25 protein-coding genes are annotated in these 24,358 nt (G+C 36.3%); 5 read left to right on the top strand and 20 right to left on the bottom strand.

Translation table 11 applies throughout. The features are described 5' to 3' along the window. Positions 1 to 205: 205 nt before the first annotated feature. From map to CGC49_RS04650, 5 genes are all read right to left on the bottom strand, one after another. Complete coding sequence (map, locus tag CGC49_RS04670) at positions 206 to 1,012, bottom strand: type I methionyl aminopeptidase (RefSeq protein WP_042343858.1); 807 nt, start codon at positions 1,010 to 1,012, stop codon at positions 206 to 208. Between the two features lie 68 nt (positions 1,013 to 1,080). Next, positions 1,081 to 1,737 (bottom strand): DNA alkylation repair protein, encoded by a 657-nt coding sequence (locus CGC49_RS04665; RefSeq protein ID WP_095911965.1) that lies wholly within the window; start codon positions 1,735 to 1,737, stop codon positions 1,081 to 1,083. A 101-nt stretch (positions 1,738 to 1,838) separates the two neighbouring features. Beyond that, on the bottom strand, positions 1,839 to 2,204 hold the full coding sequence (locus CGC49_RS04660; protein WP_042346979.1) for a hypothetical protein: 366 nt from the start codon (positions 2,202 to 2,204) through the stop codon (positions 1,839 to 1,841). Between the two features lie 54 nt (positions 2,205 to 2,258). Continuing rightward, the gene (pgi, locus tag CGC49_RS04655; protein WP_042007697.1) at positions 2,259 to 3,878 is read right to left on the bottom strand and encodes a glucose-6-phosphate isomerase; all 1,620 of its coding nucleotides are present in this window, start codon (positions 3,876 to 3,878) and stop codon (positions 2,259 to 2,261) included. Positions 3,879 to 3,883: 5 nt separating this feature from the next. Further along, the gene (locus CGC49_RS04650) at positions 3,884 to 5,182 is read right to left on the bottom strand and encodes a peptidoglycan DD-metalloendopeptidase family protein (protein WP_095911964.1); all 1,299 of its coding nucleotides are present in this window, start codon (positions 5,180 to 5,182) and stop codon (positions 3,884 to 3,886) included. Between the two features lie 306 nt (positions 5,183 to 5,488). Here CGC49_RS04650 and CGC49_RS04645 point away from each other — a divergent pair, with 306 nt between their 5' ends. From CGC49_RS04645 to CGC49_RS04625, 5 genes are all read left to right on the top strand, one after another. Further along, a complete protein-coding gene (locus CGC49_RS04645; protein WP_042343854.1) occupies positions 5,489 to 6,784 on the top strand; it encodes a TolC family protein in 1,296 nt (431 codons plus the stop codon). A gap of 87 nt (positions 6,785 to 6,871) precedes the next feature. Next, the gene (locus CGC49_RS04640) at positions 6,872 to 8,113 is read left to right on the top strand and encodes an efflux RND transporter periplasmic adaptor subunit (protein WP_095894449.1); all 1,242 of its coding nucleotides are present in this window, start codon (positions 6,872 to 6,874) and stop codon (positions 8,111 to 8,113) included. A gap of 71 nt (positions 8,114 to 8,184) precedes the next feature. Beyond that, complete coding sequence (locus CGC49_RS04635; RefSeq protein ID WP_095911963.1) at positions 8,185 to 8,730, top strand: porin family protein; 546 nt, start codon at positions 8,185 to 8,187, stop codon at positions 8,728 to 8,730. A 291-nt stretch (positions 8,731 to 9,021) separates the two neighbouring features. Continuing rightward, positions 9,022 to 9,678, top strand: coding sequence for a CBS domain-containing protein (locus CGC49_RS04630; protein ID WP_095911962.1), 657 nt, complete (start codon positions 9,022 to 9,024; stop codon positions 9,676 to 9,678). A gap of 3 nt (positions 9,679 to 9,681) precedes the next feature. After that, positions 9,682 to 10,572, top strand: coding sequence for an NAD kinase (locus CGC49_RS04625; RefSeq protein ID WP_042344606.1), 891 nt, complete (start codon positions 9,682 to 9,684; stop codon positions 10,570 to 10,572). A gap of 655 nt (positions 10,573 to 11,227) precedes the next feature. Here CGC49_RS04625 and CGC49_RS04620 read toward each other — a convergent pair. The 15 genes from CGC49_RS04620 to CGC49_RS04550 all read right to left on the bottom strand — a co-directional run bounded on the left by CGC49_RS04620 (position 11,228) and on the right by CGC49_RS04550 (position 24,141). Then, entirely contained in the window at positions 11,228 to 11,692 is a 465-nt protein-coding gene (locus tag CGC49_RS04620) for a DUF6691 family protein (protein ID WP_232745207.1), read from the bottom strand. A 53-nt stretch (positions 11,693 to 11,745) separates the two neighbouring features. Continuing rightward, positions 11,746 to 12,309 (bottom strand): YeeE/YedE family protein, encoded by a 564-nt coding sequence (locus tag CGC49_RS04615; RefSeq protein WP_042344605.1) that lies wholly within the window; start codon positions 12,307 to 12,309, stop codon positions 11,746 to 11,748. A gap of 8 nt (positions 12,310 to 12,317) precedes the next feature. Beyond that, positions 12,318 to 12,611: a thioredoxin gene (trxA, locus tag CGC49_RS04610; RefSeq protein ID WP_042344603.1), complete on the bottom strand. Its 294-nt coding sequence runs from the start codon at positions 12,609 to 12,611 to the stop codon at positions 12,318 to 12,320. Continuing rightward, complete coding sequence (locus CGC49_RS04605; protein ID WP_095893554.1) at positions 12,589 to 12,813, bottom strand: DUF6132 family protein; 225 nt, start codon at positions 12,811 to 12,813, stop codon at positions 12,589 to 12,591. The genes trxA and CGC49_RS04605 overlap by 23 nt, the downstream gene beginning before the upstream one ends. Beyond that, positions 12,797 to 13,030, bottom strand: a complete 234-nt coding sequence (locus CGC49_RS04600; protein WP_095893553.1) for a hypothetical protein — start codon at positions 13,028 to 13,030, stop codon at positions 12,797 to 12,799. The genes CGC49_RS04605 and CGC49_RS04600 overlap by 17 nt, the downstream gene beginning before the upstream one ends. Beyond that, entirely contained in the window at positions 13,030 to 13,290 is a 261-nt protein-coding gene (locus CGC49_RS04595) for a heavy-metal-associated domain-containing protein (protein ID WP_042009765.1), read from the bottom strand. The genes CGC49_RS04600 and CGC49_RS04595 overlap by 1 nt, the downstream gene beginning before the upstream one ends. Beyond that, positions 13,287 to 13,496: a DUF2892 domain-containing protein gene (locus tag CGC49_RS04590; protein WP_042009766.1), complete on the bottom strand. Its 210-nt coding sequence runs from the start codon at positions 13,494 to 13,496 to the stop codon at positions 13,287 to 13,289. Before CGC49_RS04590 ends, CGC49_RS04595 begins: the two co-directional genes overlap by 4 nt. 31 nt (positions 13,497 to 13,527) lie before the next feature. Continuing rightward, complete coding sequence (locus CGC49_RS04585) at positions 13,528 to 13,857, bottom strand: rhodanese-like domain-containing protein (RefSeq protein WP_095911960.1); 330 nt, start codon at positions 13,855 to 13,857, stop codon at positions 13,528 to 13,530. A 26-nt stretch (positions 13,858 to 13,883) separates the two neighbouring features. Beyond that, positions 13,884 to 15,296, bottom strand: a complete 1,413-nt coding sequence (locus CGC49_RS04580) for a rhodanese-like domain-containing protein (RefSeq protein WP_042005895.1) — start codon at positions 15,294 to 15,296, stop codon at positions 13,884 to 13,886. A 76-nt stretch (positions 15,297 to 15,372) separates the two neighbouring features. Continuing rightward, on the bottom strand, positions 15,373 to 16,170 hold the full coding sequence (locus CGC49_RS04575; RefSeq protein WP_095893550.1) for a sulfite exporter TauE/SafE family protein: 798 nt from the start codon (positions 16,168 to 16,170) through the stop codon (positions 15,373 to 15,375). A 63-nt stretch (positions 16,171 to 16,233) separates the two neighbouring features. Beyond that, positions 16,234 to 16,857 (bottom strand): Crp/Fnr family transcriptional regulator, encoded by a 624-nt coding sequence (locus CGC49_RS04570; protein WP_042005374.1) that lies wholly within the window; start codon positions 16,855 to 16,857, stop codon positions 16,234 to 16,236. 77 nt (positions 16,858 to 16,934) lie between these two features. Beyond that, positions 16,935 to 17,834, bottom strand: a complete 900-nt coding sequence (locus tag CGC49_RS04565; RefSeq protein ID WP_095911959.1) for a Ppx/GppA phosphatase family protein — start codon at positions 17,832 to 17,834, stop codon at positions 16,935 to 16,937. Positions 17,835 to 17,887: 53 nt separating this feature from the next. Beyond that, positions 17,888 to 19,942 carry a multiheme c-type cytochrome gene (locus tag CGC49_RS04560; RefSeq protein ID WP_095911958.1) on the bottom strand — a complete coding sequence of 685 codons (2,055 nt, stop codon included), beginning with the start codon at positions 19,940 to 19,942 and terminating at the stop codon, positions 17,888 to 17,890. 47 nt (positions 19,943 to 19,989) lie between these two features. Beyond that, a complete protein-coding gene (locus tag CGC49_RS04555; protein WP_095911957.1) occupies positions 19,990 to 22,518 on the bottom strand; it encodes a phosphoenolpyruvate carboxylase in 2,529 nt (842 codons plus the stop codon). Positions 22,519 to 22,725: 207 nt separating this feature from the next. Beyond that, positions 22,726 to 24,141, bottom strand: coding sequence for a TlpA disulfide reductase family protein (locus CGC49_RS04550; RefSeq protein ID WP_095911956.1), 1,416 nt, complete (start codon positions 24,139 to 24,141; stop codon positions 22,726 to 22,728). Between the last annotated feature and the right edge of the window lie 217 nt (positions 24,142 to 24,358).

The following is a 24,358-nucleotide window of genomic DNA, read 5'->3' as shown; positions in this document are numbered from 1 at the left end:
GCGATGATTTTGTTATAGGAGCCTTGTAGTGTTTTTGAGTACAGTAATAAAAACTCTGTAGGGTTTTGAGCATAAATACATAAACCTTTGTCTATTTTAAGCAAAACCTAATTAATTGTAAATTAGTTGATTACACCTTTTAAGGATGGTTGTTTATCCTTTATCAGTACTGAAAAAACATAGTTCAATTATTTTCAGATAACGCCTATGAGAATTCGAATTCCTTTTCTTCATCACTTTCAATACCCAGAGCTTCATATATGTATTTGAAGGTAGAAAGTAACTTTGGTTTTCCGTTTACGATGGCAACATTATGTTCGAAATGAGCCGATGGTTGTCCGTCAGCGGTTAGGATCGTCCATTTATCTCTAAGTTGCTTTACTTTGTGTGTTCCCATGTTTACCATGGGTTCAATAGCCACAACCATTCCATCTCGGAATCGTTTTCCATTTCCGCGTTTTCCATAGTTGGGCATTTCCGGATCTTCGTGCATTTTTTTGCCAACACCATGTCCCACGAGCTCTCGGACGATGCCATATCCGTGTCTCTCGCAATGGTTCTGAATAGCAAAACCTACATCTCCCACGCGATTTCCAGTTTTGAACTCACGTATGCCTACGTAAAGAGATTCTTTAGTAACTTGCAAGAGTTTTTTTACCTCATCAGATATTTCGCCAACGGCAAAAGTATAGGCGTGGTCTCCATAAAAACCGTTTTTTAATGCTCCACAATCAATCGAAACGATGTCACCCTCTTGCAAAGGTATGTTGTTTGGGATACCGTGAACTACTTGAGCGTTTGGACTGACGCATAAGGTGTTAGGGAATCCATAGAGCCCCAAAAAACCAGGAACTGCTCCTTGGCTTCGGATATATTCCTCTGCGATTTTATCTAATTGCAGGGTCGTAATACCTGGTTTGATTTCTTTTGCTAAAACGCCCAAAGTTCGTGAAACCACCTGAGCACTTTCTCTCATTATCTCAATCTCTTCTAAAGTTTTGATGTATATCATGTCACCAATAATATATTTATGTAAAAAATAGTTTAAAAATTTGTGTAAATTCAAAATATGTTTATGATTTAAATGTATTTACAGGCTTCTCTGACACTCAATTTTGTCATTTTAGATTCGTGTCTTTTAATGAAATCGCGTACCCACTCTGGATTAGTTTTGCTGTAATCCCGAAGAGACCATCCAATGGCTTTATTGATAAAAAATTCCGTTTGTCCGAGGTTATTTACTATGATTTTCTCTAATAAATCTGTATTAGTTTTTTCCTTTCGGAGCAGTTGATGGTCAATTGCAATACGTCTTAGCCAAAAGTTATCGTCAACGCTCCATACGAGAAGAGTATGATTTAACTCAGGGAACCGCAGTGCGATACCTCCGATAATTCTATCCAGTTGGTCAATCGAGTCCCACCAAGATTTACGCAGTGCCAAATCCTTAAGTTTTGGAATGTCCGCGAGAGTAAGGAACTCTTTTTTCAAACCCAAATAATCCAAAGCGAAGTACTGTAGTTCTCGATATGGATTCTGCCAACATTGTTCAATAAGTTCCCAAGCAATAGCATTATCTTTTTTAAGTGTAGCGAGAAAAGGCTTTGTAATTTTCTTGCGAATAGGAGATTGTACCCCTAAGAAAAGAAAATTATTTTTCATATACCGACTCATTTCCTTGGCTTTCTGTTCGTTGGAGTAAGTTTTGAGTGTTTCGAATATCGAATTAAATAACATATTATCTTGCTTGTGAGATAATAAACTTTGTCAAATCTTAATTACAGAGGATTTGACAAAGTTTGTTGAATTTTTCTAAAAAGATAATAAAGCAAAATTGTTTATCCTTTCATGTAAGTAGTTCCTTTATAGCTAATTCTTGAACCAGACTCCCAAGTAAATACATATTCTGTATTCTTTCCTTGGGCATCTGTCAACGTAATCGTGTAATGCTTTTTGTTTTCAGATGTTTGTTTCGTAACTCGAATTGCTTTAGAATCTATTTTTCCTTTGTAGCAATCATCTGCTTTTTCGTTTTCTTTAAAGCAAAAATCATTCGTTTTAAACATAATTCTTTTTTTTCCATCAAAAGTATACCATTCCCCTTGTATCCAATCTGGTGGAGCTATCGCAACGGTACTATCCGTGTCTTTTCCACAAGCAACAAAAAAAGTTGCTATCATGAATAAGAATAAAATTTTTTTCATACTATATAATTTGTTAAAATTAATACGATATAAGTGGTATTGAAGCGTTAAAAATTATTTTTTAAACGCTTGTAGCAGAGCTTCTGTAGAGCTGTCATGTTGTGAAATGTTCACAGTTTCAATGTCTTTTAAGATAGTGTTTGCTAACTGTTTACCAAGCTCTACGCCCCATTGATCATAGCTGTAGATATTCCAAATAATTCCCTCTACAAAAATTTTATGTTCGTACATAGCGATCAAAGCTCCTAAACTTTCAGGAGTTAATTTCTCAATTAAAAAGGTGGTAGTAGGCTTATTTCCTTCAAAAACTTTGAAAGGTACAAGACTTTCGTTCACGTTGTTACCCATTTCAGAACGTACTTCGGCTTCTGTTTTGCCTTTGAGCAACGCTTCGGTTTGAGCAAAAAAGTTGGCCATAAGTTTGTTGTGATGGTCTGTGTTTCCGTAAAGCGATTCTTTAAATCCGATGAAATCCGTAGGGATTAATTTTGTACCTTGGTGAATAAGTTGAAAGAAAGCATGTTGTGAATTCGTTCCGGGTTCGCCCCAAATGATAGTTCCTGTTTGGTAATTAACCGCTTTGCCGTCACGTCCTATGTATTTTCCGTTACTTTCCATGATGCCTTGTTGCAAATATGCAGGGAAACGGTGTAGATATTGTGTGTAAGGAATAATCGCTTGACTTTCTGCGTGATAGAAATTGTTATACCATACACTCAAAAGGGCAGTAATCACAGGGATGTTATTTTTAAATTCTGCAGTTCTGAAATGCTTGTCCATTTTGTTAGCTCCTTGTAGTAGTTTCTCAAAATTGTCATAACCTACTGAAAGAGCTATTGTTAAACCTACCGCACTCCATAGAGAAAAACGTCCCCCAACCCAGTCCCACATGGGGAATACATTTTCCGAAGCAATACCAAACTCTGCAATTTTGGGCAAATTCGTCGATACAGCCACAAAGTGTTTTGCAACATCTTCCTGTTTTGCTGATTTCAGGAACCATGCTTTAGCGGTAGTTGCGTTACTAAGAGTTTCTTGTGTTGTAAAGGTTTTTGAAACAATCACAAAAAGTGTTGTTTCAGGGTTAAGATGTTTGATAACCTCCATCACGTGGTCACCGTCTACATTGCTGATAAAGTGTATGTTCAGCTGATTTTTGTAGTATTTCAATGCTTCACAAACCATTACAGGCCCTAAGTCAGAACCTCCAATACCGATATTAACCACATCGGTGAAGGCTTTACCCGTGAATCCTTTGCGTTTTCCGGAAATCACATCCTCTGAAAACTGTTTCATTTGTTTTTTGACAGAAATTACTTCTGGTAGAACATTTACTCCATCTACTTGAATGTTGCTATTCTCATCAGCACGTAACGCTGTGTGTAGTACAGCTCTTTTTTCGGTAGCGTTAATAAGATCTCCTTCAAAATACTTGTTTATAGCGTCCTTCAGTTCGCATTCCTCAGCCAGTTGTAGTAATAGCTCAAGAGTTTTCTCATCAATTCGGTTTTTGGAATAATCTACCAAAAAATCGTTCCAGTTTATTGAAAATTTGAAAGCTCGTTGAGCATCTTTTTCGAAAAGAGTTTTGATGTGAATGTCTTTTACTTCTTCAAAATGAGCTTGTAATGATTTCCAAGCCTTTGTTTGCGTAGGGTTTATATTTTTTAACATATCTATTATAATTGTGTAACCTGATTTTGTTCTTCCAATGAAATTTCTAATTTTTCTTCTTCGACCTTGGTTGCTGTCAAAGCATCTAATTGTTGTTTTAATGTACTGATATCTTGCAGATATTTTTCTTTCAAACGTTCATCCATAGGGATTGCTTCTGGCATTTTTTCTTTTAGAGGATCAACTTGTTTTCCGTTTTTCCAGAAGCGGTAGCACACATGAGGCCCTGTCGCCAGTCCTGTACTTCCTACATTTCCAATAACGTGTCCCTGTGGCACGTGTTGTCCTTTTTTCACTAAAATTTTTGACATGTGCAAATATTGTGTAGTATAGGTGTTATTGTGCTTGATTTTTACGTAGTTACCATTTCCTCCGTTATATCCTGCTTCGATAACCGTTCCAGCAGCTGTAGCTCGGATAGGAGTTCCGTGAGGTGCAGCATAGTCCGTACCGAAGTGATTTTTCATCCTATGCAAAACAGGGTGGAAACGCATTCCAAAACGAGAGGTGATTCTAAAAATTTCTAAAGGAGCTTTTAAAAACATACGTTTCATTGTATTCCCTTTTTCATCATAGAAATCTCTTTTTCCAGAAACTGAATCCGTTACGTAGTTAAAAGCGTAGTAAGGAGTTCCTTTGTGTTCAAAGTATGCTGCCTTGATGTTTGCTACTCCTGCATAGATGGAATCTTCAACATAGCGCTCTTCGTAGATGATTTTGAAGTTATCCCCTTGTTGCAAATGGAAAAAGTCGATGGTATAATCAAAGATTTGCGACAAATTAAAGGCTACGTTGTAAGTCATGCCTACATCCAAAGCGGACTCAATCAAACTACTTTTGATATAACCAGCTTTTTCTTTTTCAACAAGCGTAATAGCTCTTTTTTCATTTCGAACCGAAACTGAATCGGCCATTTGAATTACATAGTATTCCGTTATGGAAGGTTCGTAAACGAAACTGTGTAGCTTTTCAGGGGTTTTCTTGTCGAAAAGTAAGGCGTACATTTTACCAACACGTAGCGTTCGAGGGTCAAAAGTCTCTTTGATTTTATTGGAAATATTGTGAATTTCAACGGATTGAATGTTGTGATTTTGTAGAATCTTCCCAAAGGTGTCGCCAGATTTTAGAGTGTCTTTAACGATAGTGTAGTCGTCCAGATTGAATCCATATTCAATAACAGGTAGCTTTTCAACAATTTCCTCAACAGGTGTTGGAGCAGGAGTAGAGGAGTCATCACAACCCCAAGCCAGTACAACGGTTAGAAGTAAAAATATATTTCGCTTTAAAATCTTTTTTCGTGCCATTAGAATTAATATTTTTTTAAAAAAACAAACCAAAGTCCGTATCATTCCTATTATTTTTAATTTGGAATAATCGGAATGGTCAAAGGTGGAAAAAAAAAACGAAGTAAGCAAACCTTTTGTGAGTTTTTTAGGAAAATAGTTTTTGTGACAGACATGCGTAATCTGTAGATATATCTGACATTTGCAAAACACATCCAAAGAATATGTTGTATATCAATGTTTTGAGGCTGAAACTTAAAAAAAACGCTCAAAAAACATCTTTATTTCAAAAAAATGTAGTACTTTGGGCGGGCAAAATCATGTAACATGAGAAGATTTATATACTTATTTTTGTTTCCTGCATTGGGATATGCCCAAACTTTATGGACGTTGGAAGATTGCATTAACCACGCTTTGGAGAAAAACATTTCTATCAAACAATCCGAGATAGACCTCAGTGCTTCAGATGTGGATAAGTTACAAGCTCGTGGGGCATTTGTACCTTCTTTAAATTCAAATATGACCTACAGTTTGAATGAGGGAAAGAATATCAATCCTGTGACCAACCAATTTGAAAATACATTTTTTCAATCGGCATCAGGAGGAGTAAGTATGGATATGACTCTTTTTGCTGGTTTGCGAAATTGGCGACAGCTCAAACGGGCTGAACTTGGCAGAATGGCGGCTCAGTACAACCTCGAAAAGATGAAAGATGATATTGTTTTGATGGTTATCAATGCTTATTTGGACGTACTTTCAAACAAAGAGCAATTGAAAAACCTAAAGATACAGTCCAAAATATCAAAACAGCAGTTGGAACGTACAAAGGATTTGATTGAGGCAGGTTCTTTACCAAAGGGAGATGTGTACGAAGCTGAATCACAGGTGTTTGCACAGGAACAGCAAATCATTGCTACCGAGAATATGTTGTTCATATCCAAAATGGGATTAGCTCAACTGTTGCTTTTGAAGGATTATCAAAATTTTGAAATCGCAGATACTTCGTTTGATGTGCCTATTACGGACGTTCTGTCAAAGAATCCTAATGAGATTTTTCAACGAGCTAAAGAGGTAGTGCAGGATATTAAAATCGCTCAAGCCAATGTGGAGTTAGCAGAAAATAGCCTAAGATTATCAAAATCAGCTTATTCGCCTCGTTTGGCTGCTCAATGGGGATACAACACTCGTTGGTCAAAAAGCCAAGCTCAGAATTTTTTGGATCAACTGGATGCTAACAAGGGTATGTACGCGGGTTTAGGACTCTCTATTCCAATTTTAAATGGTTTTTCAACCAAAAGCAATATCAAAAGGCAACAACTTAACTTGCTCAAAGCCGAATGGAATAAAGAACAGGCAGTATTGAACTTGGAAAGAACAGTCTATCAAGCATATACAGATGCGTCGAATGCGAGAAAATTATTCGAAGCCTCCGAAAAAACAATGCAAGCAAAAGAACAATCCTATCTCTATTCAAAAGAACGACACGATGTAGGGTTGATGACTACCTTTGATTTTAACCAAGCAAAAACACAATATGAAAATGCTGAAAATGAATACATTAGAGCGAAGTATAAATATATTTTCAAGATAAAAGTGTTGCAGTACTATTTTGGCGAAAAATAAAGTATGGATGATTTGGCTTAAATCTGAGAGATGTATAATTTCTCGGATTTCCCTAATTTACATACCTTAAATAAAAAAAGAAACTATATGAGCAAAAAAACGATTATTATTGGGGCAGTTGTTTTAGGAATTATACTCCTTATTGTAGGAAAAAAAGCAGGTTGGTTTGGTGGTGAACCTAATGGAAAAGAAGTAGAGATTCAAAAAATAGCTTTAGCAACCCTGACACAAAAAGTGGCGGCTACAGGGAAAATACAACCCGAATTGGAAATAAAAATCTCGTCAGAGGTATCGGGAGAAATTATTGATTTACCTGTGCTTGAGGGGCAAAGTGTGAAGAAAGGCGACTTGTTGGTGCGTATCAATCCGGATATTTACCAATCGGTGGTGAACCGAAGCGTTGCAGGATTGGAGAACGTACGAGCTTCGTTACAACAGGCTGAGGCGGGATTGAGAGAGAGCGAAGAAAGCTACAAGCGTAGTAAAACGTTGTTCGACAAAGGTGTAATCTCAAAATCCGATTGGGATAAGGCAGTGTCATCTTACGAGATAGCTAAGGCTAATCGTGAGTCCGCACGATTTAGTGTACAAAGTGCAATGGCAAGTGTCTCCGAAGCTCAAGATAATCTAAAGCGTACGGCTATTTTTTCTCCCGCCGATGGAACTATCTCCAAATTGAACGTGGAATTAGGCGAACGAGTGGTAGGAACCGTACAGATGACGGGAACCGAAATTATGCGTGTTGCTAACCTCCGAAGTATGGAAGTAGAGGTGGATGTGAATGAGAATGATATCATTAAAGTAAACGAGAAGGATAGCGTAAACGTTGAGGTTGATGCTTATTTGAAACGTACGTTTAAAGGCGTAGTAACCAACATAGCTAATAGTGCAAATTCGGTAGCGAGTGTTGATCAAGTAACCAATTTCAAAGTGAGAATACATATCGAAGAAAGTTCTTATGAGGATTTGTTACAAGGAAAACCCTCGACCTATTCCCCTTTCCGCCCGGGAATGACTGCCACGGTGGATATCATCACAATGAAGAAAAAGGATGTGGTAGCCGTACCCATCAGTGCTATTGTAATAAAAAAAATGTCTGAAATTGATCCAGAAACACCTGAAGAAGATGCTGACAAACGCCAAGAAGCCGTTTTCGTAATGAAAGATGGAAAAGCAGAACTTCGAGCAGTACAAACTGGTATTCAGGATAATACAAATATTGAGATTATTTCTGGGGTTGAAAAAGAGGATGAAATCATCACAGGCCCGTACACTCTGGTAAGTAAAAATTTGAAAAAAGGAGATAAAGTAGTTGTAAAACCAAAATAATAACTCATTTTTTTAATTCAAAAAAAAGTTGTATGTTTGCCCTGTTGTTAACATTTTAAAAATTAAAAAGCATGAAGAAATTTTTATTTAGTGTAGCATTTGCTTTCGTAAGTGCATTAGGTTTGGCTCAAGAGGGCGGATTGGCTGTTAAAGCAGGAGTGAATCTCAACAAAATGTCAGGAGAAGGGAGATCAACCGATAACAACATAGGGTTTCACGTAGGGGCTACGTATGATTATTATTTAAACGAAGTTTTTGGAATTGAAACAGGTTTGCTATTGGATACAAAAGGAGGTAAGAGGGGTGAAAATAAAGGAACCGTCTTAGGTCTAACAATTCCGGTATTAGCGAAAACTAAAATCAACGTGGAAACTTTTGATGTTTTTTTAGTTGCGGGACCATTTGCCAACATCGGTTTGGTGGGTATGCAAGATGCTAAAGATGCGTTTAAAGAAGGTGGAGATAATCGTTTTACTTTTGGACTTAACTTCGGTGGTGGTGTTGAATTTGGAAAATTTATCGTTGGAGCGGGTTATGATTTAGGACTTTCGGAAGTTGCTAAAGATTCTAAAACAAAATACCACAGCATCAAAATTGGAGTAGGCTACAGATTTTAGGCAATTTTTCCTACCATGAAAATAAAGTTAAACAAGAAAGGCTCCTTATAGGAGCTTTTCTTGTTTCTAACAATTTATTATGCTTTGAAAATCCTTTTCTTTTACCTTGTCATCCCGTTAGTTAGAGTTACCATAGAGTGCCTTTGAGAGCGTCGGATGTATATTTTGTAATCAAGTACACTGAATAGAAACTCCTTAGTACAGTTATTTTATCGACATTCAAAAATATATGTTCATAAAATGGGTTATGTCAAATAAATTTAATTATTTTGCATAAAAATACCTTTAGTGATGAGCATTCATAATTCATTACAGACGAAATTACCTATCATTACCCCACATTCCACTGTAAAAGAGGTGGTTGCGGTAATGGACTCTTTTCAGGTTTCACACGTTCCTATTCTGAACGCTTCTCATTTCATTGGAATGTTACCTTTGGAGGCTATAGAAATTGCTTCTCACGACGAACAAATAAGTGATTTTTTGTACGACTTAGATACTTTCTTCATAAAAGAAACTGCAAAATGGGAGGAAGCAATGGAGCTTTTTGCAAAATATGACACCAACATTCTTCCTGTTTTGGACGAACAAAATCAATACATAGGTTACTACCTTTTGCAGGATTTGATGGGATTTTTCTCCGAAATGCCTTTTTTGAAAGAAAAGGGTAGTTTTGTTGTTTTGGAAAAAGATCAAGAAAGATATTCGTTCAGTGAAATTGCTCAGATTGTAGAGTCTCATCAAGGGCGAATATTAGGTATCTTAATTTCAAATACTTATAACAATCGCGTTCAGATTACTTTAAAAATTATAAGTGATTCTATTTCAGAGATTTTGCAGACATTTCGCAGGTATGAATATGCCATTCTGCTGGAAAAAGAAGATGATTTATATTTGCAAGAATTGAAAGGCAAGACGGATTATTTTGAAAAATATTTGAATATCTAAATTATGAAAATAGCAATTTACGCACAGCTGTACGCTCCTGAATACAAGGCTGTTTTCTCTGATTTATTAATCCATTTTGAACCGACAGATGTAGTTTATGTGGAACATCATCTTTTCAATAGTTTGGTTTGTGACATTCCTGCATATGAAGGGTTTAGAACTTTTTCTGCTTTTTCAGATTTGGATACTTCTTTCGATATGATGCTTACTATTGGCGGAGACGGAACCATTCTAAGGGCTATCACGTTTATCCAAAACTGGAATATACCTATTTTGGGAATCAATGTTGGGCGGTTAGGTTTTTTGGCTACAGCTCAAAAAGATGAGATTACGGAGGTTTTCACCGCTTTGCGTAATAAAAAATACACCACCGTGGAGCGTACGCTCATTGAGGTACTTAATGCAAATGGCGATCCAATACATCCGATGAACTTTGCATTGAATGAAATGACCGTGACCCGTAAAAATACGGCTTCAATGATTACAATTAATACGGAACTCAATGGCGAATTTTTAACATCGTACTGGGCAGATGGGTTGATCATCTCAACACCTACTGGGTCAACAGGCTATTCGTTAAGTTGTGGTGGACCTGTTATTATGCCTACTGCCAAAAGTTTTGTCATAACCCCTATAGCTCCTCATAACTTAAATGCTCGTCCGTTAGTAATTCCAGATAATACAGAAATAAAATTGAGTATTTCGGGTAGAGAAAGTGAGTTTTTGGTGTCTCTTGACTCTCGTATCGAAACTCTTTCCAATGAAATCAGTATACACATCAAAAAGGCTGATTTTTCGATTAAACTGATTCGTTTAGAAAGAGAGAGTTTTATTAAAACCTTGAGAAATAAACTTTTATGGGGCGAAGATAGTCGGAATAAATCAATGTGGTAGAAAATATTTTACTTGTGGTTAGGATTCCCTATTTCATTTCAGAGATGTCGTACTGTGAAAATTCATCAATTATACAAACCTTAATGTACTTTGTAAACAGCAATTCAATCTGTAAATACAGTTTTTTGCGACATTTTAAAAGTGAAACTTTGGTTCTTGAGAATATGTCTTTTTATAGTTTTTAAGGCTAAAATATTGGTGATGTGCTTCGCAGTTCATGGTTCTCAATTAATTTTACTAATGCCAAATTTTATTTACTGTTGTTTATTTTTTTAAGGAGGTCACGGATACTTAGCATTCCCAACCTATTGTAAGTTAAACACATCAATAATATTTTTGGAGCTATCACAATTTGAATCACATAGAAATATAGAATAACTCTACATTTCTATGTGATTTAGAGTTTATCTTACCAGAGTTTTAAGTTTTTATTAACATTTGAATATAAAATAGGTTCGAATAAACGAATTAGAGATTGATAATTTTCGAGTGCTTAGCTTAAACCCCGATGATTAAATCTACCTCAAAATATCCAAATTCTTCATTGTTTAGAGCAATTTGAAGTCATAAACTGATTCGTTTTTTCTCACCCCAAGAGGCTTCCTAAAATTATCGGACAGTTTCTCTCTCTTTTCTTATTATATAAACATCTCTATTAATGAGGGAGTTTCTCTCGTAAGAATCCGTAGAACCAAGTACCAGCGATAGCACTCAATAGCGTGACTATGATAACAGTAGCTCCCATTCCTATTTGTGCAAATAAAGGCCCCGGACAAGCTCCTGTGATTGCCCATCCAAAACCAAATAACAATCCGCCATAAATCTGTCCTTTGTTAAACTGCTTTGGAGCTATTCGGATAGGTTCTCCATAGATGGTTTTAATATTGAATTTTTTAATAAGAAATACGGAAATTACTCCTACGGTAACGGCACTACCTATAATTCCGTACATATGAAACGATTGCAAACGGAACATTTCTTGAATTCTAAACCAACTAATCACTTCCGCCTTTACAAATAGAATTCCAAATAATATACCAACGATAAGATATTTGATATTGTGATACCATTTGTGTTCTAATTTGCTTTCATTGACGCACATAGCATCTTTTTCACGCATTTGTAAATCGTCTATTTTGTCTGTATTTTGATATTGCATAAATTATTTCTATTTTAAAGTGAAAGAATGAAAGGTAAGATGAGATTTGCCATAATAAACCCTCCTACCATAAAGCAAATAGTTGCAATGAGCGATGGTAATTGCAGGTTTGACAACCCCATAATGGAATGACCACTGGTACACCCTCCTGCATATCGAGTTCCGAAACCTACCAAAAATCCACCGACAACCATTGTGACAACTCCACGGAGAGAGAAAAGCGATTGCCAATTGAATAGATCCTGAGGAACAGGATTATCATAATTCGTTATTCCATAACCTGCTAATTCTGATGCTAATGCAGGATGAACCTCAATAGGTTCAGGATTAGATAGTAAATTTATAGCGATTACGCCTCCTAAAAAAATCCCAAATACGAAAAACAAATTCCAAACTTCTTTCTTCCAATCATATTTGAAAAAAGAAATATTTGCAGGAATACAAGAAGCACAAATGTGTCTCAATGAAGAACTAATTCCAAAGGTTTTGTTTCCTAAAATAAGTAAGGCTGGTACGGTTAGACCAATTAATGGCCCTGCCACATACCAAGGCCAAGGTTGTTTCAAAAATTCTAACATATGATTGTTTATTTATCTTGATTTATTAATTCCTCCAATTGATTTGCCTGAGCTACTCCTGATTGTCTCCAAAGAACTTCTCCTTTTCTAAACAAAATCAATGTAGGTACGCTACGTACCTGATATGTCGCAGCTACCTGTGGATTTTTGTCCACATCTATTTTTATGATAGTTGCACGATCTCCTACACGGATTTTCAGCTCCGTAAGAATGGGCGCCATCATTTTACAAGGTCCACACCATTCGGCAAAAAAATCTACCAATACAGGTTTGTCCTGATTAATTATTTCCTGAAATGTCATCTGTTCTATTTTTTTCTTTTTTAAACATCGAAAACAAGAGCCCACCCATAACTGAACCGTAAAGAGTACTGTTTACCGGACTTGATGTTATAGCGCAAGTTCCTGAATTACAGCCTATTTGTTGCCAGTAAAAGTATCCCGCCAATGCCCCAACGGCTATACCTATCAATGTGAGCAAATGTTTTTTAACGAATTTCTTCATACTCTATTTCTTCTTGTTTTTTATTGGTCTTGGAAGTCGGTGTGCTACATCCTGAAGTTGTACAACAGCCTATGTTTAGCAAAGGCATTAGTGAGAATAAACACCCTAACAGTATAAACACCCATTGACCTGTATGAACTCCTTGCATAATAATCAAAACACCCAAAACCAGGCGAAACAGACGCATAAAGTTCCAATTTTTTAAATAATTTTTCATTAGTCACTTATTTTTCCCATGGCACAGCTCACATAGGATTTTGCTTTCTGGATAAAATTATTATTTCCTTTTTCTGAATAACCTAATTTTGAAAGGGCCTTTACCAAAATAGTTTTATCTACTGTACCTTCTACGCTTACGGTTTCTGTTTCCTTATCTACATGTACCTCCTGTACTCCTTCTATTTTGAGCAAGGCGGTTTTGATACTGTTGATGCAACCTCCACACTTAATGTTTTCTACTACTATTTCATGTTTCATTTTTTCTTATTTCTACAAGTGTTGATTCCCAGAGGTAAATATAGAGGGCAAAAACCTATAAACGAGGTAAGTACAAACACCCCTGCTAAAATACCTAATACGATTGCCAATGTTCCAGAAATAACATTAGTGAAATATAAAATACCGATAGCTACCGCGATCAATAAGCGGATGATTCGGTCTGTTGTTCCCATATTCGTTCTCATATTTTCTTTTTTTATCGCGTTTACATTATTGTTATTTCTCCGTCACTCCACTTACTACCTCTTTCACATTTTGCCAAGTTTTACCGTTGATTACATTCTGAAAGCCGTTTTGTTCCAAAATACTTTTTGCCTGACTGCTACGTGCTCCACTACGACAAAAAACTACAATGTTTTTTTTGTTTTTGAATTTAGACAAATTACTCGCAATTCTATCCAGTGGGATATTTACCGCTCCTTGTACGCTACCTGCCGAAAACTCGGCAGGTGTGCGAACATCTACTAAAAATACCCCTTCTTTTATAGCCTCTTTTAGTTGACTATTATCCGCTGATCCAAATATGTTTCTAAAAAATTCAAACATTACGATTCTTATTAAGATAATAAAAATTAATTGAATACTTTACTTTGACATACAAAATCGGTTTTTGGAACATTCGTCTTTGCTATAGCATTGAAACCACCTGCCACTTCCGTAAAATTTCTGTAACCTCTTGCTTGTAGGATACTTGCCGCAATCATACTGCGATATCCTCCGGCACAATGCAAATAGAAGTGTTGCTTTGGATCAATACCGCTTATCCAATCATTAATATATGCCAGTGGTTTACTAAACGCATCTTCAATATGTTCCGCTGCGTATTCGCTTTCTTTTCGGACATCAATCACTTGGTTTTCTCCTATTCTTACCTCATTAGCAAACTCTTCAGCACTGATGCGATTTATTGAGTCGATGTCTTTTCCAGACTTTTCCCAGGTTTCAAAACCTCCTGACAAATATCCCAACACGTTGTCAAATCCAACACGGCTCAACCTTGTCACAGCTTCTTCCTCTTTATCTCTATCAGTAACCAGTAAAATAGGTTGATTTACATCCACAATTAGTGTTCCTACCCAAGGAGCAAAATCGCCATTCAAACCAATATTGATAGATTGTGGTATGAATCCTTTTGCAAAATCTTGATTGCTTCGAGTGTCTAAAATCAACGCACCTGTATTTTCTGCCGTTGTTTCTAACTCATCAGCGGTAAGAGGATTCATTCCTTGATTAAGCACTTCATCAAAGTTACTGTATCCTTTTTTATTCATAGCTACATTCATCCCAAAATAAGCAGGAGGAGGTAAAAGCCCTTCTGTAACAGCCTTGATAAACGCCTCCTTGTTAGGTTGATTCAATGCGTAATTCATTTTCTTTTGATTTCCGAGGCTGTCTACAGTTTCTTTCATCATGTTTTTCCCACAGGCGGAACCTGCTCCGTGTGCTGGATAGACCGTTACCTCATCTGGTAGTGGTAATATTTTGTTATACAGGCTCTCGTAGAGTAATCCAGCTAATTCTTCTTGGGTCATATTGGCAGCTTTTTGAGCCAAATCAGGTCGTCCAACATCACCTAAAAATAAAGTATCTCCGCTAAATAAGGCAGTTTCTTTACCGTTTTCATCAAGCAGTAAAAAACAAGTGCTTTCCATGGTATGCCCAGGAGTGTGCAATACTTTAATTTTCACACTTCCCAATTCAAAAATTTGATTGTCTTCCGCAACAATCGCCTCAAATTCAGGATTTGCCGTAGCTCCATAAACAATGGGGGCTCCTGTTTTTTTACTCAAATCCAAATGTCCACTCACAAAATCAGCGTGAAAATGTGTTTCAAAGATATATTTGAGAGCCACGCCATCCTGAGCTAAACGGTCTAAATAAGGTTTCGTTTCTCGCAAAGGATCTATGATAGCAGCTTCTCCATTGGAAGTGATGTAATACGCCCCTTGAGCTAAACATCCTGTGTAAATTTGTTCTATTTTCATTGTTTTCTATTTTTTAAGTGCAAAATTATGAATACGTGTTTAATATACAGTTACTTTGGTTACATAAGTCCATTTTTTATTGTAAAATAGTTTCTTTGATGATAATGTAAATCCCCATAATCAAAACGAACCACCCGAAGATAGGCTTCAGTTTAGCACCATCAATCTTTTTAGACAGAGCCATACCTATGAAAATCCCAAATATGGCAAATGCAGTAACCTTTGCAAGGAAAAGATAATCCATTGGGGTTTCGCTATTTTCTCCTAAAAAACCTATCAAAGACTTTGCTGCAATGATAACTAATGAGGTTCCCACAGCCTCTTTCATTGGTAATTTACTCAAAATCACTAATGCAGGGATAATTAAGAAACCGCCTCCCGCTCCTACAAGTCCTGTCAAAATACCTACAACGATTCCTTCAATCAAAATCAAAGGATAGTTAAACTGTTGTTTTTTAGCAACTTTCTCTTGATGGTGCTTAGTTTTCTTTATCATGCTGTAAGACGCTACAATCATCAACACAGCGAAAAGTAGCATTAGCAATATATTTTTAGTAATTACAAATTCTCCAACAGCCAATATTTCGTGTGGAATTGCAGGAACGATATAGGCTCGTGTGAAATAAACCGCAACAATGGATGGAATCCCAAAAATAACAGCCGTTTTGACGTTCACCAAACCTTTAATAAAATAGGAGAAAAACCCCACAACGCTTGTTGCTCCTACAATAAAAAGAGAATATGCTGTTGCTAATACAGCATCTATCCGAAAAAGATATACCAACATAGGAACCGTAAGAATACTACCACCTCCTCCGATTAGTCCAAGGGCGATTCCTATAAAAATTGAAGCTACATACCCCGCTATTTCCATATTCATTATCAAATTAACGAGGACAAAAATGCGGAGATTATTTGAGATCTACAGTTACTTTGGTTACATAAGGATAATCTTGTTTCTGCCGAGTTTCAGTACTTTGTTGTCTTCCAACTGTTTTAGTAAACGAGACACCACTACTCTGGCAGTTCCTAATTCATTAGATAGTTGCTCGTGGGTGATATTTATAACAGAATTTTTGGTAAGTTCTTGTTTTTTTTGTAGTAAAGCTAAAAGTCGCTCGTCCATCTTTTTGAAAGAGATGGCATTGATAATTTCCAATAGTTCCTCAAATCGTCTATGATATAATCTGAAAATATAATCCAACCACTCAGGATGCTCTTTTATAAACAGAGAGGCTTTATCCATCGGCAGGAACAATATTTCAGCATCTTCCTCCACCTCAGCCCTCACTTTACTGGTGTCATTATGCATTCCTCCTAAAAAGGACATCACGCAACTCTCTCCGGCTTTGATATAATAGAGTAGCAACTCCCTTCCATCATCTTCGGTTCGGATGACTTTTATCATCCCTTTGGTGACAATGGGAATGGAGTTAATGTAGGCATTTTCATTTACGATAATCCTTCCTGCCTCAAAACTTTTTTGTATGCTGTATTGATACAGTTTTTCAACCAACTCAGGCGAGGTTCTAAACTCTGTAATTTGTTGTAAATCTTCCATAGGCAACGTTTGTATTTGACGAAAATTGTCATAGCTGATTTGTTCTCTCCTCTTGTGTGGCTCTTTTCACAACAAAATTACGAAGAAGTCTGAATTTGCTGGTAATAAATTGTTTTGATAATTCCGTCAGCCAAACCGATGCGTGGTACATGAATGAGTTTCGCACCACTCCATTTCATTGTGTTGATATAGATAGACATCGCGTGAAGGATAACGTCCGCACGATCTGGATTAAATTCTAACACCCGAATTCGCTCTTCGTAGTTGAAAGAAGACACGTATTTGGCATAATCCTTTAAGTATTTCAAAGACAGCGGTTGTCTATCGCGTTTTCCTGAGTTTTTAAATATTTTATTAATATTTCCACCAGAACCAACGGCTTCAATTTTGTCGTATTTTTTTGTGTTTTCTTGAATCCATTCTTTCACTTGAATCCACATTTTGGAGCTGACCATGTCGTCCAAAAGGCGTACCGTTCCAATAGGGAATGAACGTGCATTCTGAACCTCGCCATTGGCAAACACGGTAAACTCGGTGCTTCCACCTCCAACGTCAATGTATAGATACGATTTTCCGTCCTTTATTAGCGAATGTATGTCGGTTGAAGCAATGATTTTGGCCTCTTCACTTCCATCTATAATATTGATTTTCACACCTGTACGCTTAAAAACTTCGTCAGAAACAGCTGCCCCGTTAATTGCTTCACGCATTGCTGAGGTAGCACATGCCATATATTTTTCTACCTTATTAACTTTCATCAACAAACGGAAAGCTTCCATGGATTCGGCAAGTCGGTCGATGTTTTCTTCCGAGATTTTTTTATCAAGGAAAACATCAGCCCCCAAACGTATTGGCACACGCACTAAACTGTTTTTTCGGAAAAGAGGTTGTTCTGATTCTGACTCTAATACGTTCATAATCAGTAAACGAACTCCGTTTGAACCGATGTCAATTGCTCCTAATTTTCGTATGTTCATAGCGATATATTTTTGAGAAATAATGGTATGCAAATATACAGTTTTTTTGTAATTTATTTCCCTTCATTTTTCAACCGTATTTTTACTGCTTCATAATTTCGATGGATGGCTTCATTGTTCATCCCGAGTTGCATCGCTTTTTCAAGAAGAATTTTCGCCTGTTCATAATCGGTTTGTTCACTGCGGAGCAATGCCAAAAAGTAATAAATCTGAGGGTTATTCGGTTCGTGGGTTAAAGCATCATTGAGTTGCTGAGCTGCCTGGTCGTTTTGTCCAACGCCATTGTAGAGCATCGCTAAATTCAACCGTATGTGGTTGAGTGATTTATCCTTGCTAACAGCCCGTTCATAGAATAAAATTGCCTTTGCATTATCGCCCAACAAGGTGAAATAATCTCCTGCAGTAGCACTTCCTAACGGAAAATCGGCTTGTGAAAGTACAAAGGTTTCATATTCTTGCAATGCTGGTTCGAAAGCAGGGAGGTGCATCTTTGCCCATTGTCCTCCTTTTTGTGCTAACACCAAATATGCTGTTGCCAATCGTACTGACTTTACTTCATCAGAAAGCAAAGGAAATAATTCGTTTTCATAGGACTGTATTGGAAAATTTCCCAAAGCAAGTACAGCCCGATAACGCGTCTGAGGATCAGCACTGTACAATTCTTTTTTGATAAGCTCAAAACTCTGCTGTGTGTGTATGCCACTAAGATAATGAACGGCTGTTGCTCGGATAATGTTAGGTGTACTGCTATTATTCAATAAAGCCTCTAAATGTTGTAGGCTATACACTTTTTGATCACTCCCTCGTACTAAATCTTCTGCAAAATGGGGTTTTCGTTCCTTGCCATACCACTGTTGAACGGCTGTTGCTGCCCACTTTGCTGTTTTGTCCGTATGGCAATCGTTACATGCATTGGGAACGTCATATTTTGCAGATAAATCGGGTCGTGGCACTGAAAAGTTGTGGTCATGGCGAACATCATTGCCCATATACGTACGCGTTGGCATGTGGCATACTCGGCAGTCAGAGGCTTCCGAATTAGTCGTATGAAACGTATGTTTTGACGTTCCGTAATCTGTTGTATGACATTGCAGACAAAGCTGATTGCCAACTGCCCTTATTTTGCCAGAATGAGGAAAATGACAATTGGAACACCTAATCCCATAGTGAAACATTTTACTTTGCAAAAATGAACCATATTTATAAACCTCATCAAAAGCCTGTCCGTCAGCATAATAAATGTTTTTTGTAGGGATTTCTGGAATATATTCATCCATAATTTCGGTTGAAAAGGAATGAAACTGACTTGTTTCGCCTCTACGGGAATGACAAGGCATACAACTGTTTAATTCAGCTATTTGATCTGTGTTTTTTCCTAAACGAATGAACAGTTCCTCGGATTTTTCAGCTTGGTAGTTAGCACTTTTGACAAAGTCAATGTGTTGTTTTCCCGCTCCATGGCAACTTTCACAACCCACAGTAAGTTCGCTGTAGGATGTTTGATACGTATCAGAAAAAGCATCGTAATTCTTCTCTAAATTAGTGCTATGGCACGAGGCACACATCAAATTCCAATTCTGGGAAGCGTTCGTCCAATGGAGATAATCATCATGAGGAATTTTTTGTCCTGCATACTGATGAAACCACTGATTTTTTTGACTATCCCAACTCTGCCGAAAAACTTGCATTTTGCCTCCTTCGAATTTCGTAATGTACTGTTGAAGTGGATAATAACCAAAAGTGAAAACTATTTCAAAATCTTGATAAATGCCATTTTTCCCTTCGGTATGGATATAAAACTTACCGTCTTTTTTGAAGAATCGAGAAGTGATGCCATCAGCGGTATAGTTCACATCATTGAAATTACCCAAAACAGTGGAGTCCGTAGCGTGTTGCATCGCTTTGAAATGGTCGGACATTTGCCAATCAGCAAAGGCCTGTGGATGACAATCCCTACAATTTTCAGAACCTACATACAATGATTTATAATCAGTTATGTTATTTTCAACAGAAATGTATTCTTTTTTATCATTCCCCAAAAAAACATATCCCAAGAGAGTTAATACCACTAAGGAAATGAAAAGATATATGACGTGCTTTCGATTCATCGACTTGATTGCGTTACTTTTGTTTTTAAACTCAAGATATTACATTCTTATGCTGAATTTCTACTTGCGTTGATATTTCCGAACAGTGAGCGAATAACCATTTTCTCATAGAGTTCCGTACTTCCTTCACCATTTTCTATTTTCATAAGTGCGTACTGTTGAATACTTAATAACGGCAACACTATTTTTTCACGAATTTCTACTGAACGACGACTTAGCGGTTCTTGTTCTTGCAGGATTTTTTGTTCCGTGAGTTCCAATGTTAGCTGTTTTGACAATAAAAACTCCTCATGTAGTTGATTCCAAAAATCACCAAATTTCGGATGGTTTTTCATGTAATAGGTCAACGGAAAGTAACTCTTGTTCATACTCATCATGGAGTTAAGAATCAATGTTTTAAAGAAATCTGAGCTTTTGTATAATTTTTTTATACTTTCGAATTTCCCTTGTTTTTTTAGTTCAGATAAAGCATACCCTAATCCAAAAAAGCCTGGAATATTCTGTTTAAGTTGAGCCCATGAGCCTACAAATGGAATAGCACGTAAATCTTCGAATTTCATTTCTCCATCACTACCTCTTTTTGATGGACGACTTCCAATGTTAGTGCGTCCGTAGTACTGTAACGTACTCATTTTCTGAAGATATGGCACAAACATAGAATCAGATTTAAGCTGTGAATATCGCTTAAAACTCAAATCTGCTAATGCTTTCATGTAGAGGCGTTCTTGCTGATTGATGTCCTTTTTATCATTTTTAAACACTTCATTATCAATACCTGCTGTTAGCAATTGTTCGAAATTGTAACGTGCTTGATCTTTATTTCCGAACACACTCGTAATGGTTTGTCCTTGAATGGTGATTTCTATTTTATGATTAGCTATAGAGCTTCCTTGCGAAGCATAAAAATCGTGCGTTTTTCCGCCTCCTCGGGCTGGTGGGCCTCCGCGTCCGTCAAAAAAAATCGGTTTAATGTCAAATTTTTTGGAAATAGCTGTAAGTCGCTCTTTAGTCTCGTAGATTTCCCAATTTGCTTTTAAGTAACCTCCGTCTTTTGTACCATCGGAAAATCCTAACATAATAGTTTGTGATTTACTTCGATGTACTAAATGCTCTTGATAAACAGGATGTTGATAGAGTTTTTCCATTACCTTCTCTGAAAGATCTAATCCATCTATAGTTTCAAATAGTGGAATAATATCGACATTGATTTCATCAGGTTGGTATCCACAAATTTTGAAAAGAGCATACACATTCAACACATCTTTAATATGTTCCGAATTCGAAATGATATAACGATGGAGCCCCTTTTCACCATTTCGTTGTTGGATTTCTTTTATGCCGATAATGGAAAGTAAGGTCTCTTTGGTAATTCCCTCAAAATGATGGATTGATAATTTAATGTTGTTACTCAAAAGCCAATTGAATTTTTCTTCAAAAGTCATTTTTTGAGCTTTTTCTCCTGCATATTTTTCCGTGATTTCATCAATGACTTGCTGGTGGATACGACTGTCCTGTCGGATGTCCAACGAAGCAAAATGCGTTCCGAAAATTTTCACTCGATCGCTAAATTCCAAAAGCTGATTCAAGAAAACACTATTATGTTCTTCTTTTAATATGGTCTCTGCCTTTGAAAGTCTCTCTAAAATGTGTTCTACGGAAATGATTTTTTTCTCGTGAATGGCAGTGTAAATAGAAAGACTTAATTCGGTAAGAATTTCAGCAATCCCTCTGAAACTGAGTCTCCTTCTAAGTTTTTTTAGATGCTCATAGTAGCATTTTAAAATATTGATACGCAATTCTTCAGCAACCTGTAGCGTTATTTCTGCTGTAACGAATGGATTTCCGTCACGATCGCCACCTGGCCAAAATCCTAATTGAACAATATTTGGATTAATGGTTCCGAAATAGGTTTTCAGATTGGAGTAGAGTTCTCCGATGGCATCGTAATAGACATACCGTAGGTAGTAGATGATGCTGGTAGCTTCATCCAAAGGGGTAGGACGATCTTTATTCACAAAAGGGGTTTTTCCTAATTGTTGTAACAGCATATCTATCTCATTAGTAGAGTCTTGCAAAATAGCAGAACGCAAATCGTGCAAAATACGTTGCACAGAACTGGGGTAGAACTGAGTTGGGTGTGCCGTAAAAACCACTCTCACCGCGAAATCTTCCATTTTTTTTCTAACTTCTTCCAATTTTTGTGATTGGACACTTTTTTCATAGAGATGTAGAATGGTTCCTAAGTCCTTATCCGAATGCAGTTGAGTAAAAGCTGCATCTTCTACACTATCGAAAAGAACTACCTGTCTTTCAATATATTGTATGATAGTAAACAGCAAATCTGCCTTTTGTTTTTCAGTTTGAAGGTTAGTATGATTCCTGAAAAAGGTTTCGATGATTTCCTCAGGAGTTTTACCTTGCTCGTATCCGATTTTGCTTTCTTCATATAAAAAAGGCAAAAGCATACCTATGTTCGTCATCTTGTCATACGGTAAACTCATAAACAATGAGTTGTAGATTTGATATTTATTTTCAACAAGTTGTCTAAATTTTTCGGTCAATTGTTCGTTTCGCATTATTTTCTGTAATGTAGTGTTTTTAGAAGATGAGTGTTGTTAAATACGTTGCAAAGATACGATATTTTTATACTTTTAGCTCATCCAATAGGCAAACATTTCAGAGAATATCATTTATGTTAAGATAAAGAATATCGTCTGAAAGAGAGAAAAGAAAAACAGTACAGATTTCGGCTCTGTACTGTTTTTTGATGATTAAACTTTTTATTATAATGATTCTTCAATCAATTCTTTAATTTTAGGAGCTGATGGTTCAGGTGCACTCGGGGAAATTACCTTTCCTTTTTTGTCAATCAATATAAAACGAGGAATTGAATTTATAAAATACGTGTCATAGAAATCAGATTTATTTCCTCCCCACAATTGAATTCCTTTCAATTGATGTTTTTCTAAGGCTTGTTGCCAATGCTCTTTCTTTATGTCTTTTGAAATACTAACAAAAACCACTTCTTTACCTTTAAAGTCAGCCTCCAATTTCTTTAAGTATGGAATTTCTGAAATACAAGGTCCACACCACGAAGCCCATACGTCAATATAAACCAATTTTCCTCTAAAATCTTCGAGCGATACTTTTTCTCCTTTTTCATTTTCAAATGAAAACGATGGTGATTTACTTCCTTTTTTGATACTTTTTTCGGTATTTAGAAAAATGTATTCGCATTCTTTACGAAGCTTCTCACTTGCCGAATTCTTCATTATATAATTATAAATGAGCTCGTTATTAGGATTTCCGTGATCAATAAGGTCTGAAATAGCTTCTTGATAAGCAGCTTTTATGTTCTGCGAACGAACTTTTTCGGTCTTATCAATAAGTTGTTGAACTTGTTTGGTGTCATTAGGGTTGGTTAGCAAACTTAATAGCTTACTCATAACCAATTTTCGGTATGTATTTACTTTTTCAAATTCATCAGCATTGTCGTAATCAATACTTTTTTCTTCTTCAAAGAAATCTGCTGGAACTTTGGTCTCTTTAAATGATTTTCGATGCATTTGATTAGCTCTGGGGTAGTGCACAAGCATTTGTACAAATGCATATTTACTCCACTTTTCCTCATTTTTACGGATAGGTTCAAAAGAATGTGATTTCCACTGTTTTTCCCAATTTGCAAACAGTTCTTTAAGTTTGTTTTTAAATACATCAGGTTTTTCTTTATAGATATTTCCATCGTAGTGCGTATTAAAGAATTTTTCTTTGTCGATATAGAAATGCGATATAAAAGCATCATTCCCTGATATAATTTCCTTTACATTCTCGGTGGGTTCAGTCAAATCAAGAACGATATCAGAATTTTCACGAAGTGCAACGTTAAAGCCTTTTGAAAATTTGACTTCGTACATTTCATATGTTTCACTTTTGATATGGAGCGTATCGCGAAATTCAGCATTTTCATTAGGTTTGATAATTTTTCGTACTTTACTTCCGTCTTCTACGAGTATCAAACTATTATCTTTACCAGCAGTTTTGCCAGAAATCGTAGCAACTTTTGTTTGTGAGTGAACGGTTCCAATAGTGGCTAATAATGAACAAATTAAAAAAGTATAGACTTTAAACGTTCCGACAAAACTTTTTGTTTCTCGTAACTTTGAATTCTCAGTAAATTGCAAATTGTTTGTAATGCCCATATACTCTATTTTTTGTAAATGATTATTAAATATTTTTTCAATCGCTTAAAAAGTGGATTTATAAAAAATGAAATATACGCTTTATGCTCAAAGCAACAGTCCGCAATTTATAATTTTTTTTTTGATTGTCAAACAAAAATTAAACCTTTGAGTCCTTTGCAAGATCCTCTATTTCCTTTTCCTAACTGGTTTTAAATAATCTTTGAACCGATTTTTT

The organism is Capnocytophaga sp. H4358 (genome assembly GCF_002302515.1).
GTDB lineage: Bacteria > Bacteroidota > Bacteroidia > Flavobacteriales > Flavobacteriaceae > Capnocytophaga > Capnocytophaga canis.
Note: the sequence above shows the minus strand (reverse complement) of the source record. Positions and strands in the feature narration are given on the sequence as shown.

Excerpts from the sequence above, each read along its gene's own strand:
- map (WP_042343858.1), bottom strand. The coding sequence starts at position 1,012 with ATGATATACATCAAAACTTTAGAAGAGATTGAGATAATGAGAGAAAGT.
- CGC49_RS04665 (WP_095911965.1), bottom strand. The coding sequence starts at position 1,737 with ATGTTATTTAATTCGATATTCGAAACACTCAAAACTTACTCCAACGAA.
- CGC49_RS04660 (WP_042346979.1), bottom strand. The coding sequence starts at position 2,204 with ATGAAAAAAATTTTATTCTTATTCATGATAGCAACTTTTTTTGTTGCT.
- pgi (WP_042007697.1), bottom strand. The coding sequence starts at position 3,878 with ATGTTAAAAAATATAAACCCTACGCAAACAAAGGCTTGGAAATCATTA.
- CGC49_RS04650 (WP_095911964.1), bottom strand. The coding sequence starts at position 5,182 with ATGGCACGAAAAAAGATTTTAAAGCGAAATATATTTTTACTTCTAACC.
- CGC49_RS04645 (WP_042343854.1), top strand. The coding sequence starts at position 5,489 with ATGAGAAGATTTATATACTTATTTTTGTTTCCTGCATTGGGATATGCC.
- CGC49_RS04640 (WP_095894449.1), top strand. The coding sequence starts at position 6,872 with ATGAGCAAAAAAACGATTATTATTGGGGCAGTTGTTTTAGGAATTATA.
- CGC49_RS04635 (WP_095911963.1), top strand. The coding sequence starts at position 8,185 with ATGAAGAAATTTTTATTTAGTGTAGCATTTGCTTTCGTAAGTGCATTA.
- CGC49_RS04630 (WP_095911962.1), top strand. The coding sequence starts at position 9,022 with ATGAGCATTCATAATTCATTACAGACGAAATTACCTATCATTACCCCA.
- CGC49_RS04625 (WP_042344606.1), top strand. The coding sequence starts at position 9,682 with ATGAAAATAGCAATTTACGCACAGCTGTACGCTCCTGAATACAAGGCT.
- CGC49_RS04620 (WP_232745207.1), bottom strand. The coding sequence starts at position 11,692 with ATGCGTGAAAAAGATGCTATGTGCGTCAATGAAAGCAAATTAGAACAC.
- CGC49_RS04615 (WP_042344605.1), bottom strand. The coding sequence starts at position 12,309 with ATGTTAGAATTTTTGAAACAACCTTGGCCTTGGTATGTGGCAGGGCCA.
- trxA (WP_042344603.1), bottom strand. The coding sequence starts at position 12,611 with ATGACATTTCAGGAAATAATTAATCAGGACAAACCTGTATTGGTAGAT.
- CGC49_RS04605 (WP_095893554.1), bottom strand. The coding sequence starts at position 12,813 with ATGAAGAAATTCGTTAAAAAACATTTGCTCACATTGATAGGTATAGCC.
- CGC49_RS04600 (WP_095893553.1), bottom strand. The coding sequence starts at position 13,030 with ATGAAAAATTATTTAAAAAATTGGAACTTTATGCGTCTGTTTCGCCTG.
- CGC49_RS04595 (WP_042009765.1), bottom strand. The coding sequence starts at position 13,290 with ATGAAACATGAAATAGTAGTAGAAAACATTAAGTGTGGAGGTTGCATC.
- CGC49_RS04590 (WP_042009766.1), bottom strand. The coding sequence starts at position 13,496 with ATGAGAACGAATATGGGAACAACAGACCGAATCATCCGCTTATTGATC.
- CGC49_RS04585 (WP_095911960.1), bottom strand. The coding sequence starts at position 13,857 with ATGTTTGAATTTTTTAGAAACATATTTGGATCAGCGGATAATAGTCAA.
- CGC49_RS04580 (WP_042005895.1), bottom strand. The coding sequence starts at position 15,296 with ATGAAAATAGAACAAATTTACACAGGATGTTTAGCTCAAGGGGCGTAT.
- CGC49_RS04575 (WP_095893550.1), bottom strand. The coding sequence starts at position 16,170 with ATGGAAATAGCGGGGTATGTAGCTTCAATTTTTATAGGAATCGCCCTT.
- CGC49_RS04570 (WP_042005374.1), bottom strand. The coding sequence starts at position 16,857 with ATGGAAGATTTACAACAAATTACAGAGTTTAGAACCTCGCCTGAGTTG.
- CGC49_RS04565 (WP_095911959.1), bottom strand. The coding sequence starts at position 17,834 with ATGAACATACGAAAATTAGGAGCAATTGACATCGGTTCAAACGGAGTT.
- CGC49_RS04560 (WP_095911958.1), bottom strand. The coding sequence starts at position 19,942 with ATGAATCGAAAGCACGTCATATATCTTTTCATTTCCTTAGTGGTATTA.
- CGC49_RS04555 (WP_095911957.1), bottom strand. The coding sequence starts at position 22,518 with ATGCGAAACGAACAATTGACCGAAAAATTTAGACAACTTGTTGAAAAT.
- CGC49_RS04550 (WP_095911956.1), bottom strand. The coding sequence starts at position 24,141 with ATGGGCATTACAAACAATTTGCAATTTACTGAGAATTCAAAGTTACGA.